This is a genomic window from Nonomuraea sp. JJY05, from assembly GCF_043496855.1.
Lineage (GTDB): Bacteria > Actinomycetota > Actinomycetes > Streptosporangiales > Streptosporangiaceae > Nonomuraea.
On record NZ_JBIEIS010000046.1, the window covers coordinates 73,872 to 87,552 of the forward strand.

General features: G+C 71.7%; 12 protein-coding genes. 6 read left to right on the forward strand and 6 right to left on the reverse strand.

Features of this window, described 5'->3' with window-relative positions:
- Window positions 1–174: 174 nt before the first annotated feature.
- Window positions 175–753, reverse strand: a complete 579-nt coding sequence (locus ACFKCF_RS48765) for a TetR family transcriptional regulator (protein WP_394502480.1) — start codon at window positions 751–753, stop codon at window positions 175–177.
- Window positions 754–843: 90 nt separating this feature from the next.
- Between ACFKCF_RS48765 and ACFKCF_RS48770 the strand changes: the two genes are divergently transcribed.
- The 3 genes from ACFKCF_RS48770 (at window position 844) to ACFKCF_RS48780 (ending at window position 3,797) form a co-directional block, all read left to right on the forward strand.
- Complete coding sequence (locus tag ACFKCF_RS48770; RefSeq protein WP_394502482.1) at window positions 844–1,686, forward strand: SDR family NAD(P)-dependent oxidoreductase; 843 nt, start codon at window positions 844–846, stop codon at window positions 1,684–1,686.
- 216 nt (window positions 1,687–1,902) lie between these two features.
- Entirely contained in the window at window positions 1,903–2,634 is a 732-nt protein-coding gene (locus tag ACFKCF_RS48775) for a dienelactone hydrolase family protein (RefSeq protein WP_394502484.1), read from the forward strand.
- A gap of 158 nt (window positions 2,635–2,792) precedes the next feature.
- Complete coding sequence (locus tag ACFKCF_RS48780) at window positions 2,793–3,797, forward strand: hypothetical protein (protein ID WP_394502486.1); 1,005 nt, start codon at window positions 2,793–2,795, stop codon at window positions 3,795–3,797.
- Between the two features lie 47 nt (window positions 3,798–3,844).
- Here the strand turns inward: ACFKCF_RS48780 and ACFKCF_RS48785 are convergent, their stop codons facing one another.
- The 4 genes from ACFKCF_RS48785 to ACFKCF_RS48800 are packed head-to-tail and all read right to left on the reverse strand — an operon-like array spanning window position 3,845 to window position 7,627.
- Window positions 3,845–4,684 (reverse strand): NAD(P)H-binding protein, encoded by an 840-nt coding sequence (locus tag ACFKCF_RS48785; RefSeq protein ID WP_394502488.1) that lies wholly within the window; start codon window positions 4,682–4,684, stop codon window positions 3,845–3,847.
- A gap of 15 nt (window positions 4,685–4,699) precedes the next feature.
- Window positions 4,700–5,326, reverse strand: a complete 627-nt coding sequence (locus ACFKCF_RS48790; RefSeq protein WP_394502490.1) for a TetR family transcriptional regulator — start codon at window positions 5,324–5,326, stop codon at window positions 4,700–4,702.
- Window positions 5,327–5,369: 43 nt separating this feature from the next.
- Complete coding sequence (locus tag ACFKCF_RS48795) at window positions 5,370–6,401, reverse strand: alpha/beta hydrolase (RefSeq protein WP_394502492.1); 1,032 nt, start codon at window positions 6,399–6,401, stop codon at window positions 5,370–5,372.
- Between the two features lie 11 nt (window positions 6,402–6,412).
- Entirely contained in the window at window positions 6,413–7,627 is a 1,215-nt protein-coding gene (locus ACFKCF_RS48800) for an amidohydrolase family protein (protein WP_394502494.1), read from the reverse strand.
- A 97-nt stretch (window positions 7,628–7,724) separates the two neighbouring features.
- Between ACFKCF_RS48800 and ACFKCF_RS48805 the strand changes: the two genes are divergently transcribed.
- The gene (locus ACFKCF_RS48805) at window positions 7,725–8,168 is read left to right on the forward strand and encodes an SRPBCC domain-containing protein (protein ID WP_394502496.1); all 444 of its coding nucleotides are present in this window, start codon (window positions 7,725–7,727) and stop codon (window positions 8,166–8,168) included.
- Window positions 8,169–8,171: 3 nt separating this feature from the next.
- Here ACFKCF_RS48805 and ACFKCF_RS48810 read toward each other — a convergent pair whose 3' ends face one another.
- Window positions 8,172–11,318 carry a BTAD domain-containing putative transcriptional regulator gene (locus ACFKCF_RS48810; protein ID WP_394502498.1) on the reverse strand — a complete coding sequence of 1,049 codons (3,147 nt, stop codon included), beginning with the start codon at window positions 11,316–11,318 and terminating at the stop codon, window positions 8,172–8,174.
- A gap of 89 nt (window positions 11,319–11,407) precedes the next feature.
- Here ACFKCF_RS48810 and ACFKCF_RS48815 point away from each other — a divergent pair, with 89 nt between their 5' ends.
- Together ACFKCF_RS48815 and ACFKCF_RS48820 are read left to right on the forward strand one after the other, a co-directional pair.
- Entirely contained in the window at window positions 11,408–12,910 is a 1,503-nt protein-coding gene (locus tag ACFKCF_RS48815; protein WP_394502500.1) for an MFS transporter, read from the forward strand.
- 435 nt (window positions 12,911–13,345) lie between these two features.
- Window positions 13,346–13,561: a hypothetical protein gene (locus ACFKCF_RS48820; RefSeq protein WP_394502502.1), complete on the forward strand. Its 216-nt coding sequence runs from the start codon at window positions 13,346–13,348 to the stop codon at window positions 13,559–13,561.
- The last annotated feature ends 120 nt before the right edge of the window (window positions 13,562–13,681 follow it).

Below are 13,681 nucleotides of genomic sequence, written 5' to 3' on the forward strand. Positions count from 1 at the left end.
CCCGTGTCGGCACCGGCTCTCCGACCGAAATGATCTCGTCGCCTCCGATGAGCACCGTAGTGTCCGGCACGGGCTGGTCGCGGGAGGGGTTGATCACCGCCACAGGCACTAAGGATCAGGCGCAGGGAACCTGTCGAACAACGACAAGAAGCGCATGGCATCATGACCGTGGAGTTATCGAGGGGATTGATCGCTCAAGGCCGTGACCAGCCGGGCGACCAGCGCCCGCGTCTCCTCGAAGGAGGCGTCGCTCAGGGCGGGGCTGCCGATGAGCGAGCGCATGACGCCCATGCCGAGCAGCAGCGCGCCCACCATTTCGGCCCGTAGGGCGGGGTTCTCGCCGCCTATCCGCTCGGCGAAGTCGGGCAGGTAGCCCTCGCAGATCTGCGTACGCAACTGGTCGCGGATGGCCGGGCGTCCCGCGGAGCGCAGCATCACCAGGAGCGGGTGCTCGCCGGCGAACTGCTCCCAGTCGGCGAAGACGACATCGTGCAGCAGCTCGTCGGTGATGTGAGTGAGCGGACGGGCCGGATCGTCCGTGAGGCCGGCCGGGATCTCCACGCGTACGGCCTCCTCGTGGAGTCGCTCCTTCGAGCCGAAGTAGCGGAAGACCAGCGCCGGATCGACACCCACGTCGGCCGCGATCTCGCGCACGCCGGTGCCGTCGTAGCCCTGACGGGCGAAGCGCAGACGTGCGGCGTCGAGCAGCTTGGCGCGGGTGGCGGCTTTGTCGCGGCGTTTCGGCTGGTCCATGCAAATCATCCTAAGTCATCGTACGTTGACTTAACCAATCACCGGGCCTAGCATTCTTGTCACCGATCGATGACTTGAGGGGGCTCGGGAATGCGTACATACGTGATCACCGGCGGCACGGACGGCATGGGCAAGGGGCTGGGACTGCATTTCCTGCGGCGCGGGGACAGCGTGATCGCCGTGGCCAGTGGCGAGGAGAAGGGGCGTGCCTTCCTCGCCGAGGCGCACGGGCTCGGCGCCGAGGGTAGGGCCGTGTTTCTCCGGGCCGACCTGAGCACCGTCGCGGGCATGCGGCAGGTGGTCGAGGAGGTGGCGGCGACCACCGAGGCCGTGGACGGGCTGGTGTTCGCGGCCCAGCGGTTCCGCCCGAAGCGCGAAGAGACGGCGGACGGGCTGGAGTCCACGTTCGCGCTCGCCTACCTGAGCCGGTTCGTGATCGGCCACGGTCTGATGGAGCACCTGGAACGCGCGCAGGCGCCCGTCGTGATGAACATCGCCGGACCCGGCGGCCTGCCGGGCCGCGTCAACTGGGACGACCTCCAATGGCGCGAGGGCTACACGGGGATGCGTGCGGCGATGCAGTCCTCCCGCTGCAACGACCTGCTGGGAGCGGGTTTCCCCGCTCGCTACCCGGCCGCCCGCACGCGTTATGTCCTCTACAACCCCGGCTTCGTGAACACGAGCATGGCCGATCCGCTGCCGCAACCCAGGCGTGCCGTCACCAAGGCGCTCGCCCGGCTCTTCGCGATGCCGGTCGGCAAGGCGATCGTGCCGATCGCCGCACTGCTGGACGCCGCGCCCGAATCCGCCGTCACCGCCTACCTGCGCGGCAAGCCGTTGCCGCTGACCGGCAAGGATTTCGACCCGGCCGCCGCGGCCCGCCTCGACCGCCTGACGACGGACCTGCTCGGGCAGATCGCCGCAACTCGGTGACGCACTGTGGCGGTCCCGCGGTAAGCGCCAGGAACGAGCTCAGTCGCCCCGAAGGCGGGAGGCGAGCGATGCCTTTTGTGATACCTTCGGCGGCGCCGTGCATCGCTGCGAGCTCGAGGAGGTGAGACCGATCAACGCTGTGACAGGTCGGGGCTCCCTCCCGTGCATGGTCTAGGGAGCGCCCGCAGAAGGCCTCCCGAAAGGGCTTGAAACGCCATGCGCTTCATCTCCCAGACGTCGTCGGACGGCGTCACCGAACAACTCTTCACCCTCGGCGAGATCCCCGGCGTGCTGTGGACGCCGGAAGACGCCCTCGGCGCTCGTCCCCTGATCCTGATGGGACACGGCGGCGGGCAGCACAAGCAGGCACCCGGCATCCTGGCCCGCGCGCAGCACTTCGTCGCAGAGGGCGGGTTCGCGGTCGCCGCGATCGATGCGCCCCACCACGGCGAGCGGCCGAAGAGCGAGGAGTTCACCCGGATCTCAACCGAGATGCGGTCCCGCGCGGCCGCAGGTGAGGACGCGACCGCGCAGCTCCTCGCCATGCACAGTCTCCTGGCCGGGCAGGCCGTCGCGGAATGGCAGGCGGTCCTGACCGCGCTCCGGCAGCTCGACCACGTCGGCGCGGGTCCGGTGGGCTACTGGGGTGTGTCGATGGGCTGCGGGCTCGGTGTCCCGTTCGTCGCCGCGGAACCCCGGGTCAGCGCCGCGGTGCTGGGCCTGCTCGGGGCGACCACGCTGGCCGAGAGCGCGGCGCGGATCACCGTGCCGGTGCAGTTCCTGCTCCAGTGGGATGACGAACGGGTGCCGCGGGCCGAGGGCCTGGCGTTGTTCGACGCCTTCGCTTCGGCCGAGAAGACGCTGCACGCCAACCCCGGCAAGCACGGAGATCTGCCGCGGTTCGAGACGGACAGCTCGCTGCGGTTCTTCGCCCGGCATCTGGGCTGACACCCGTCCGTGGTCGTCGGCGCGCCGGCCGGGATCCGTTCCCGGCCGGCGCTGCCCGGAGGGCGTGGAGAACGGTGACAGACTGACGAAAGCGTGGCGAAAGGCCCTCCCACCAAACTGTGTGGGTGCATGACTTGCGGCCGATATCGCGTATCGCCTTGGTGTCGCTCGGGGGTTTCACGCTGGGAGCGCTGGTGGCGTTCGGCGTACTCGCGGTCCAGGCCGCCGGCGTCGCCGACGCGGAATCCCGCGCCACGGCCAGGTCTATGGCCACAGTCGAGTACATCGACTTCGACGGCCAGGGCAATCCGGAGATGTTCCACCTGAACTGGTCTGACGGCAGGAACAGCCATCAGACGATGATCCAGGCCGACTCCGAACATTTCGTGCAGGGCTCGGTGCTGCCCATCCGCTACGACCCGGCCGACCCCGGCGGCCTGGTGTTCCCGGCCGGGCATGAGGACGTGCCCCCTCCCGGGGACATGCTCAGGCGGGCTCCGTTCGTCGTCGCGGGGATCTACGGGCTCGGGCTCGTCCTGGTGCTGGCCCGGTTCCTGCTCAACCGGCACGCGGCGTCGGCGGCCGAGGCGCGGTGGCAGGTCCGGCCGCTGATCCTGGAGTACAGGACGAAGGGGGTCCGCTGGTTCAGCCCGTACCTGAAGCTCGTCCCCGAGCGCGGGGCGAGGCCGTACTACCAGCGCGTCCACTGGGATCCCGCCGTCGATGAGAGGGCGGAGGCGCTGAAGGCGCAGGTGCGGATCGGGGGAGGGCCGTTCAGGCGAGCGGTCGTGATCACCGGGGACGGCACGCGGCTGTGGCCGGCGGGGCGGCTCCGGCGGCGCACGCCGCGAGGCTGGGAGGAGTCCGACAGGCCGTTGGGGAAACCGTACTGGCATGGGCCGGGCTGGGTGCTGGTCGCGTCGATCACGGGGGTGACCGCCGCCGGGCTGCTCCGGCTCGACGCGCTGCTCTACCTGGTGCCGGTCCTGGCCCTGCTCGTGGGGCTGCTCTGCCTCATGTGGGGCTGGTACGGAGGCCGGCCCCTGTACCGCTCACCCGGGTACGCGCCGGGAGTCGAGCCCAGGCCCGGGCCGCCGCAGAACCCGCGCGGATCAAGCCCTCGACGCGGCCGCAGGAAGAAGACACCCCCGCGGAACAGGTGAAGACGCATGACGGGTGTCCCGGACGTACCCGCCAGGCGCCCCCAGGATCAGCGGAAGTCGTCCGCGTGGTCGACGGCCCATTCGGCGAACGTGCGCGCCGGGCGGCCGGTCACCTTCTCCACCACCGTCGAGGTCTCCGCGGGTACGCCGTCGCGGTCCGCCCACTGCTTCATGATCACCTCGACGCCGACCGCCGGCGTCGTCCGGCCCATCTCCTCCCGCGCCTGCGCCTCCGACACCACCTCGACGGTGACCGGACGCCCGATCGCCTCCCCGATGTGCTCGACCTGCCGCCGCAACGTGAGCGACTCCGCCCCGTACACGGTGTACGCCCGCCGCTCGTGCCCGGGCTCCGTCAACGCCGTCACCGCGAGCGCCGCCAGGTCCTTCTCGTGGATGGGGGCGGTCTCGGCCTCCGGGTACGGCAGCCGCACCACGCCCCCGCCCCGGATCGCCGCCTGCCACCACCACAGCGTGTTCGTCGCGAACATCCCCGGCCGGATGAACGTCCAGTCCAGCCCCGATTCCTCCACGGCCGTCTCGACGACCTGATGCTGCACGGCGATCGGGTTGCGTTCGAAGCCCTCGATCACGACCGCCGCCGACGACAGCAGCACCACCTGCCGCACCCCGGCCGACCTGGCCGCCTCGACGAAGCCCGCGACACCGTCCGGTATGGCGTACACGAACACCTTCGTGGCGCCCTCCAGCGCGGCGGGCAACGTCTCGGGACGCTCCAGGTCGGCCGCCACGACCTCCGCGGAAGCGGGGAAGCCGCCCTTGCCCGGGTCCCTGCTCGTCACCCGCACGTGTTCGCCGGCCGCCAGCAGACCGGCGGCGACATGGCGCCCCACACTGCCCCGAGCCCCGAAGACCACCATCACCATCGCCGCAGAACCTCCCTAATCCTCGGCCTGGCCGAGAAGCCTGACCAGCTCACCGTGCAAGCGGCGGCGCACCTCGGGCGAGAGCGGATCTTCGCCGAAGATGTCCCGGACGAACTGCGGCATCGTGATCGGCGCGAACACCACCGCGTAGGCGACCAGTAGCGCGAACGCCGGATCGACCCGATCGGTGACCTCGCCGGCCTCCTGCCGCCCGCGCATCCGCTCCAGCGACTCGGCCATCCGGGCGCGTTGCGCGTCCGCGTACCGCCGGCCCTCGTCGGCGTCGGCGAACGGGCAGTCGCCCAACGCCTGCCACACCACCAGCCGGGCCCATTCCGGGTCGTCGAGCGTGCGGCCCAGCTGGGCCCCGACCGACTCCGCGAACGAGACGGAGGCGGCGTCGGACGCGGCCTCGTCCGCCTGCCGGCGCCGCCGCAGCTCCTCCAGCAGCCCCTGCTTGCCGCCGAAGTAGTAGGAGATCAGCTGCTGGTTGACGCCGGCGCGGGCGGCGATCCCGGCGGTGCGCGCGCCGGAATATCCCTTCTCGCCGAACTCGCTCACGGCGGCCCGCAGGATGCGCTCCCGCGTCAGCTCCGCCGCCTTGCCGCGCTCCTCAGGGCGCGGCGCCCTCCGTGCAGCCATGGGAGGACAGTAGAGCATCAATCATTTGGTTGACAAGTGTCACCTAGATGATTGAGAGTCGCCGGGACAGCCAGGCCAGGGCGAGCGGGTAGCGGTACTCGATGGCGCCGTGGCCGGCGTCGAAGAGCTCGAAGTTGACGTTGTCGTCCTTGACGCCCGCCTCCTCCAGCGCCCGCCGGAACGCCACCGCCCCGAAGTCCAGGAAGTACTCGTCCTTGCTCCCGGCATCCACCCAGATCGCCCGCATCGAGCGCAGGGCCTCGGCGTGCCGCGGGGCCATCAGCACGGGATCCCAGGACAGCCAGCGCTCCCACACCTCCGGCACGACGGCGCCCGTGTCGTCGAAGGGCACGCGTACGGTCCCGTCGGGGTCCGCGGAGTAGGCGGCCGAGTACGCGTACATCTCCAGGAGCTCCAGATCCCCCTCCTTGGTCCCGGCCAGCCGGCCGCGGAAGTCGGCGAGGAACGTGTCGTACGAGCCGTCGTACATGTCCCGCAGCCTGCGCGCCACCTCGGGGAACGACCTGCGCGCGCTCACCTCGAACAACGCGTCACCGGCGTGCGTGGCCAGCGCGCCGAACACGTCGGGCGCCAGCATGGCGGTGACCATGGCCCCGTAGCCGCCGCTCGACTTGCCGGTGACCGCCCGGTGGTCGCGGTCGGCGATCGTGCGGTAGCGGGCGTCCACCCACGGCACGACCTCGTCCCGCAGGTAGGAGTGGTAGCGCCCGGTGCCGGGGGAGTCGAGGAACTGGCTGCCGCCGAGCGAGGTCCACGCGTCCACGTACACGACTATCGCGGGCAGGGCCTCCCCGGAGGCGAAGACGGCGTCCGCGAGCTCCGGGTACGGCTGGCGGAACGGAGCCCGGTTCAGCCACATGGCGACGTGGCCGGTGTAGCCGAGCAGCACGTAGATCGAGGGGTAGCGGCGGGAAGGGTCGTCGTCGTAGCCCGGCGGGACGTACACCATGATCGGGCGCTCGTGCGGATCCCCCAGGGGATTGCCGCGCAGCAGTGCGCTGTCGATGACGTCGTGGTCGAGACGGCCGGCCAGTTCGGCGGACCAGGGCAGCATGAGGAATCCTCTCAGCCGACGGACGAGATCACCGTGTCGATACCCGCCTGCGTGACGGTACGCCCGGAGACCAGGACGAGTGTGAGATCGCGCAGGTCGGCCAGGCGTTCGAGCGGATCCCCTTTGACCGCGATCAGGTCGGCCCGCTTGCCCGCCTCCAGGCTGCCGGTCACCCCGCCCACCCCGCAGGCGTCGGCGGCGCGCACGGTGGCCATCTCGATGATCTCCGCGTGACCGAACCCGGCCTCCGCGAACACCTCCAGACCGGCCACGTATCCGTCCGTCTCGTTGGCGATGCCGCCGTTGGTGAACCCGGCGTCGGTGCCCGCGACGAGCCGGATCCCGGCCTCCCGCATGGCGGCCACGCCGTGCAGCCAGGCGTCGATCATCTCGGGCCCGTAGACCTCGCGCATCCGCCAGAACACGCCGTGCACCGTGGGGCACACGTACGTGCCGCTGGCCGCGACGAGGTCGGCCAGCTCGGCGTCGTAGTCGTGCCCCGACGGGCCGAAGAACGTGCAGTGCTCGACGGTCGTGACACCCGCCTCGATGGAGCTGCGGATGGAGGCGTGCGCGTGGGCGTGGGCCGCGACGCCCTTGCCGCGCGACGCGGCCTCTTCCACGACGACCCTGAGCTGCTCGGTGCCGTACTGCGGGACCCAGCTCGGCGGCGCGCCCGGCGTCATCAGGCCGCCGGAGGCCATCACCTTCAGGCAGTCGGCGCCCGCGCGGAGGTTCTCCCGGGCCACGCGGCGGATGGCGGGCTCGTCGTCGGCCTCGCCGCCCATGTACCAGCAGTGGCCGCCGGTGATCGTGATGGGCCTGGTGGCGGCCACGATGTGCGGGCCGACCATGAGGCCCTCCTCGATCGCGTCGCGCAGGGCCAGGTCGAGGAAGCCGCGCGAGCCCAGGTCGCGCGCGGTGGTGACGCCTGCGGAGACGAGCTTGCGCGCGTTCTCGGCCATACGTAACAGCAGGTGGTGGTCGCTCTCGGAGCTGCGCCGGGTCACCGGGTCGACCTTCGCGTCGAACCCCAGGTGCACGTGCGCGTCGATCAGCCCGGGCAGCACCGTGTGGCCCGGCAGGTCGAGGACCTCGGCGGCCTCGCCCCCGCTGCCGCGCGGCCCCACGGAGACGATCCGATCGCCGTCGACGAGGACCTCACCGTCGGCGATCACCTCTCCGGGCCGGCCGGTGAGCACTCTGGCGGCGCGAACGATCCTCATACGGCCAGCCTGCCACGCGCCTTAAGGCTACGAGAAGGAGATCTGAAGCGCGCCCTGCGACCTTGGAGCCATCGAACGAACCAGAAAGGACACGACGATGACCCAGACCGCCGAGTACGAGATCACCTGCCTCTTCGACGCCCCCCGCGAGCAGGTGTGGGCCGCCTGGACCGAGCCGGAGCGCTTCTCGCAGTGGTTCGGGCCGCGGATGCTCAGCACGCCGGTCGGCCGGATCACCCTGGACGCCCGCCCCGGCGGCAGCTGGCGGGCCACGCTGGTGGGCGAGGAGGGGTTCGAGGCGACGCTGGACGGCACCTACCGCGAGGTGGCGGAGCCGCAGCGGCTGGTGTTCACCACGGGCGACCCGGACAACCCGGGCGAAGGGCCGGCGTCAGTGGTCACGATCGACTTCACCGAGGTGGACGGCAAGACGAGGATGCGCTTCCACCAGTACGGCGTCAACACCGACCCCGCGCACGCCGAGCAGGCCAAGGCGGGCTGGACCGAGTTCTTCGACCGGCTGGCCGAGCACCTTGCCTAGCCCTCACAGCAGCAGGTCGGCCGCCTCGTCGAGCTTGCGGGCAGCGCCCTCCTGGTACGCGGCCGCGAAGGCCTCCTCGCCGAGCGCCTCGCGTACCCTCGCCGCCGCCCGCTCGGCGTCGGCCTGCTCGGCCGCCCCCGCGGGCGTCTGGTTCCGCTCCCTGGCCGCGGCCGCCAGGCCCAGCAGCACGGCCGCCTTCTCGGTCGGCCCCGCCGCCGAGGCCGCGCCCTCCACGGCGAACGCCATCGTCCTGACGTCGCCCATCCTGCGGGCCGCGGCCAGCGCCTCCACGTGCAGCCCCATGGCCGCGGCCGGGTCCCCGCGCAGCTCCGTGAGGTAGCCCAGCTCGACCAGCGTGTCCGGCACGTACAAGGGGGGCTCGACGTCCGGGCCGCGCGGCACCCCTTCGAGCAGCCGGCGCAGGTGCGTCTCGGCCAGGTCCAGCCGCCCGGCCCGGCGCGCGGCGAAGGCGAGCCCCATCTCGCCCATGATCGTGCCCTCCATGTAGCCCTGGCTCTGCGCCAGCTTCATGGCCCGCTCGCAGAACTCCATGGAGCGGTCGTAGTCGCCGCTCTGCATCGCGATCCAGCCCAGCCAGGCGATGCGCGTGGAGACCTCCGGCCACAGCCCCAGGTCCTCGGCCATCCGCAGCCCTTCGCCGAACAGCCGGGTGGCCCGCTCCGCGTCGGTCGCCATCTCGGCCAGCGACGCCAGCCAGGCCGTGGCCTGCAGCAGCCCCCACCGGTCTCCCAGCTCGGTGAACAGCCGGGCGCTCTCCTCGCCGATCCGTTCGAGCGCCTGGATGTCCCGCGTCGTGAACGCGTCCCTGGCCTGCCTGGCCAGCGCCGCCGCGACGCCCCACCGGTCGCCGGTCTCCCTGAACGTGGCCAGCGCCCGGCCCACCAGCTCCTGCGCCGTCGGCATGTCCTTGACGTGCATGCTCACGAACAGCTCGGCCCTGGCCCGTTCGCCCGGGTCTCCGACCGCCGCCAGCACGGGCTCCCAGTCGACCTCCTCGCCCAGCGTCAGCGCGAACCCCGCCTCCCAGGCCGCCGCCCTGGCCCGGGCCGGGGAGGCGGCGCCGCCGACGGACAGGGCCGCCGCCAGCGCCCGCCGGCCCTCGGCCAGCCGGCCGCGCAAGAACCAGTACCAGGCCAGCGCGTTCACCAACCGGGCCGCGTCGTCGGCGTCCTGCCGGGCGACCGCCGTGTCGAGCGCCGCCCGCAGGTTGGCGGCCTCCGCGTCCAGGCGCAGCAGCCAGTCCCGCTGGTCGTGCCCGTACAGCTCCGGCTCGGCCTGTACGGCCAGCGCCAGGTAGTGGCGCAGGTGCGCGAGGCGTACCCGGTCGAGCTCGCCCGCGTCGGACAGCTTGGCCCGGCAGTACTCCGACACCGACTCCAGCAGCCGGTAACGGACGCCCGCCGGCGCCTCGACGACGACCACGAGCGAGCGGTCGACCAGGCGGGCCAGCAGGTCGAGCACGTCCAGCTCGGAGGTGGCGCAGACGGATTCGGCGGCCTCCAGCGTGCAGCCGTCGGCGTGCACGGCCAGGCGGCGCAGGACGCGGCGCTCGTCGTCGGACAGCAGGTCCCAGCTCCAGTCGATCACCGCGGTGAGCGTCTGCTGCCGGGCCGGAGCGCCCCGCTGCCCCGAGGCCAGCAGCTTGAACCGGTCGTCCAGCCTGGTCACCACGCCCTGGACGCCCAGCGCCCGCACCCGGGTCGCGGCCAGTTCCAGCGCCAGCGGGATGCCGTCGAGCCGCCGGCACAGCTGCGCCACGGCCGCCGCGTTGCGAGCGTCGAGCGCGAACCCGCGGGCGGAGGCCGCGGCCCTGGTCACGAACAGCCTGACCGCGTCCGACCGCGCCATGACCGCCAGATCGGCGCTGCCCGGCACGTCGAGCGGCGGCACGCTCCACAACACCTCGCCGGCCACGGCCAGCGGCTCCCTGCTCGTGGCCAGGATCCGCAGGTCGGGACAGGCCCGCAGGAGCGCCTCGGCCAGCTCGGCGACCTGCTCGACCACGTGCTCGCAGTTGTCCAGGACCAGCAGCATCCGCCTGGCCCTGAGCGCCGCGCCGAGCTGCCGCGCCGGCGCCCCGTCCCCTCGGGAGGCCGGCTCCCCGGCGTCCTCCCGGATGTCCAGGGCGGCCAGCACGGCCTCGGCGGGGGAGCGGGACGCCTGGTCGAGCGCGACCAGCCAGGCCCCGTCCGCGAACCCGTCCACCAGCCGGTTCGCCGCCTCCAGCGCCAGCCGGGTCTTGCCCACCCCGCCGCTGCCGGTGAGCGTCACCAGCCGCTCCTCGCCCACCAGCGCGCACACCTCGGCCAGCGCCTCGTCCCGGCCGATGAGCTTGCTGACGGAGGCGGGCAGGTTCGTGACGGGGCGATCGGCGGGCACGCTCAGGGCCGGGTCCTGCCCGAGTATCGCCTGGTGCAGGGCGACCAGCTCGGGTCCCGGGTCGAGGCCGAGCTCGTCGGCCAGCCGGTCCCGCAGCTCGCCGTACGAGGCCAGCGCCTCGCTCTGGCGTCCCGCGCGGTAGAGGGCCCGCATGTGGACGGCGCGCAGGCGTTCCCTGAGCGGATGCCTGGCCACCAGGTCGCCCAGCTCGCCCACCAGCAGGCCGTGCTCGCCCAGCTCCAGCCGCGCCTCGGCGTGCTGCTCCAGCGCGGACAGCCGCTGCTCCTCCAGTCGGAGGATGGCCGACCTGGTGTACTCCTCGTCGGCGAAGTCGGCGTACGCGGGTCCCCGCCACAGCGCCAGCGCGTCGGCCAGCAGCCCCGCCCTGGTCCGCGGGCTGTCGGCGGCCTCCGCCCGGGCCAGCAGGCCGGCGAAGCGCGCCGCGTCCACGGCGCCGCCCTCGTGGCGCAGCAGGTAGCCGGGGGCGCGGGAGACGACGAGGTTCTTGCCGCCCGGCTCGGCGTCCTCGAACGCCTTGCGCAGCTGCGAGACGCGCACCTGCAGCGCCCCGGCCGGATTGCCCGGCGGCTCCGCGCCCCACAGGTCGTCGACCAGCCGGTCCACGGACACGGGATGGCCCTCGTGGACGAGCAGGTCCACGAGCAGCGCCCGTACCTTGAGCCCGGGAACCGTGACGCTCTCGCCGGAGTCCGTCCACACGGCCAGCGGACCCAACACCCCAAAACGCATGCTCGTCACCTTATGCGCGGCCTTAAGCCCACGAAAAGAACATCGGAAGCCTCTTTCAGCACTGTGAAGGCATCTGAAAGGGGAACGAGATGAACGCCACCACACTCGAGGACACGCCCACCGTCACCCGCGCGGGCCGCCGGGAATGGACCGGGCTGGCCGTCCTGGCCTCCGTGGCCCTGCTGCTCTCGGTCGACGTCAGCGTGCTCTACCTGGCGCTGCCGCACCTCAGCGCCGGCCTCGGGGCCGGCGCGCCGCAGCAGCTCTGGATCATGGACATCTACAGCTTCATGCTGGCCGGGTTCCTGGTCACCATGGGGACGCTGGGCGACCGGATCGGGCGGCGCCGGCTGCTGATGATCGGGGCGACGGCGTTCGGCGCGGCCTCGGTGGTGGCCGCGTACTCGGTGAGCGCCGAGATGCTGATCGTCGCCCGGGCGCTGCTCGGCATCGCGGGGGCGACGCTGATGCCGTCGTCGATGGCACTGATCAGGAACATGTTCCAGGACGCCAAGCAGATGGGGACCGCGATCGGGCTCTGGTTCGGCTGCTTCATGCTGGGCATGGCGGCCGGGCCGATCGTGGGCGGGGTGCTGCTCGAGCACTTCTGGTGGGGCGCGGCCTTCCTGATGGGGGTGCCGTTCATGGTGGCGCTGCTGGTGGCCGGGCGGACGCTGCTGCCCGAGTACCGCGACCCGAACGCGGGCCGGCTCGACCTCGCCAGCGTCGCGCTGTCGCTCGCGACCATCCTGCCGGTCGTGTACGGGCTCAAGGAGATCGCGAGGAGTGGCTGGCACCCGGTGCCCGTGGCGGCGGCCGTGGCCGGGGCGGCGTTCGGCGCGGTCTTCGTACGGCGGCAGCGCCGGCTCGCCGACCCCCTGCTCGACCTGCGCCTGTTCGGCAACCGGGCCTTCGCGACCACGCTCGGGACCATGCTGCTCGGCGGCATCGTGATGGCCGGGACGACGCTGATGACCACCCAGTACCTGCAGACCGTCGAGGCGATGTCCCCGCTGGAGGCGGGTCTCTGGCTGGTGCCGCAGAACCTCGCCATGATCGTCGCCCTGACGCTGGCCCCCGCCCTCGCCCGCCGCGTCGGCACCGCGTACGTGATGGCCGGCGGATTCGCCGTGGGCGCGGTGGGGCTGTTCCTGCACACGCAGGTGCCGAGCGCCGGCGGCGCCGGGCTGGTCGTGGCCGGGCTCGTCCTGGCCTCCGCGGGCATCGCGCTGCCGATGGGCGTGGGCAACGGCGTCATCATGACGGCCGCGCCGGCGGAGAAGGCCGGCTCCGCGGCCTCGCTCTCGGAGACGGGCGGCGAGTTCGGCGTCGCGGTGGGCGTGGCCGCGCTGGGCAGCCTCGGCAGCGCCGTCTACCGCGGGCAGCTCCCCGAGCACCTGCCGGTGGAGGCGGTCCGCGAGAGCATCACCGCCGCGGTGACCGCCGCCAAGGACCAGCCCGAGCTGCTGGACCTGGCGCGGGCCGCGTTCACCACGGGGCTCAACACGGTGGCGGTGGTCAGCGCGATCACCTTCATCGGCCTGGCCGCGCTGACGTTCGCCATCCTCAGGCGACACAACCCGACACCATGACCCTCGCACCCCGACTCACGCCGGACCGGCCCCGAGGCCGGTCCGGCGTCGTTCCGATTCCGTGGCAGGGCGGTGGCGCCTGAGATACGACGCTCGATCCTCCAGTCGAGACGCGTCGTTGCCTGGAAACGCCCACGTCTAGCATCGAGGCGATCGACGCCGCCTCCCATGCACGTGCAGATACACCACGTATTCGTCTGTTGCACTCTGTACTTGCAGGGCTGTGAAGTAGCACGAAGCGTGCGAGCGACTTCCTCCCAACCCCTCTCGGGAGAGGATTTTTCATCCTCTGAGGGTAAATCCATACCTGCACATGCATTTGCACCTGCGCTCCGGCAGATGAACCGCCATAATCTCGGGCAGCGACGCACGAGTGTCGCGTATGACCTCAGACCAACCCCCGATCTTGATCCGTCGGACCGAAGTGAGCAGAAGTTGACCAGCACGCTGCGCATCGCGCTCTGCTTAACCATTGACGTGCTCTTCTCGCTGGTGATCGCGCTCATCGCGCTCATCGTGGCGAGAGAGAACAGCGTCCCGATGGCCGGCGCTCTTGTATGGGGCGGCGGTACGTTCATCGCGACGGCCACCCTGGTTACGTCGATCATGAACCATGCAGGTGCATTTGACCGGGGACGACAGACGCCCTAGTGACGGTCGGCCTCTTGATCTCCGTCTGCTTTGAACGCGGGCGTTTCACAGCCAAGGTGCAAGGTGTCAGCTCTCCCGCTCGGACTCCGAGCTCGGATGGGAAGTCGTTGTGCCCAGCGA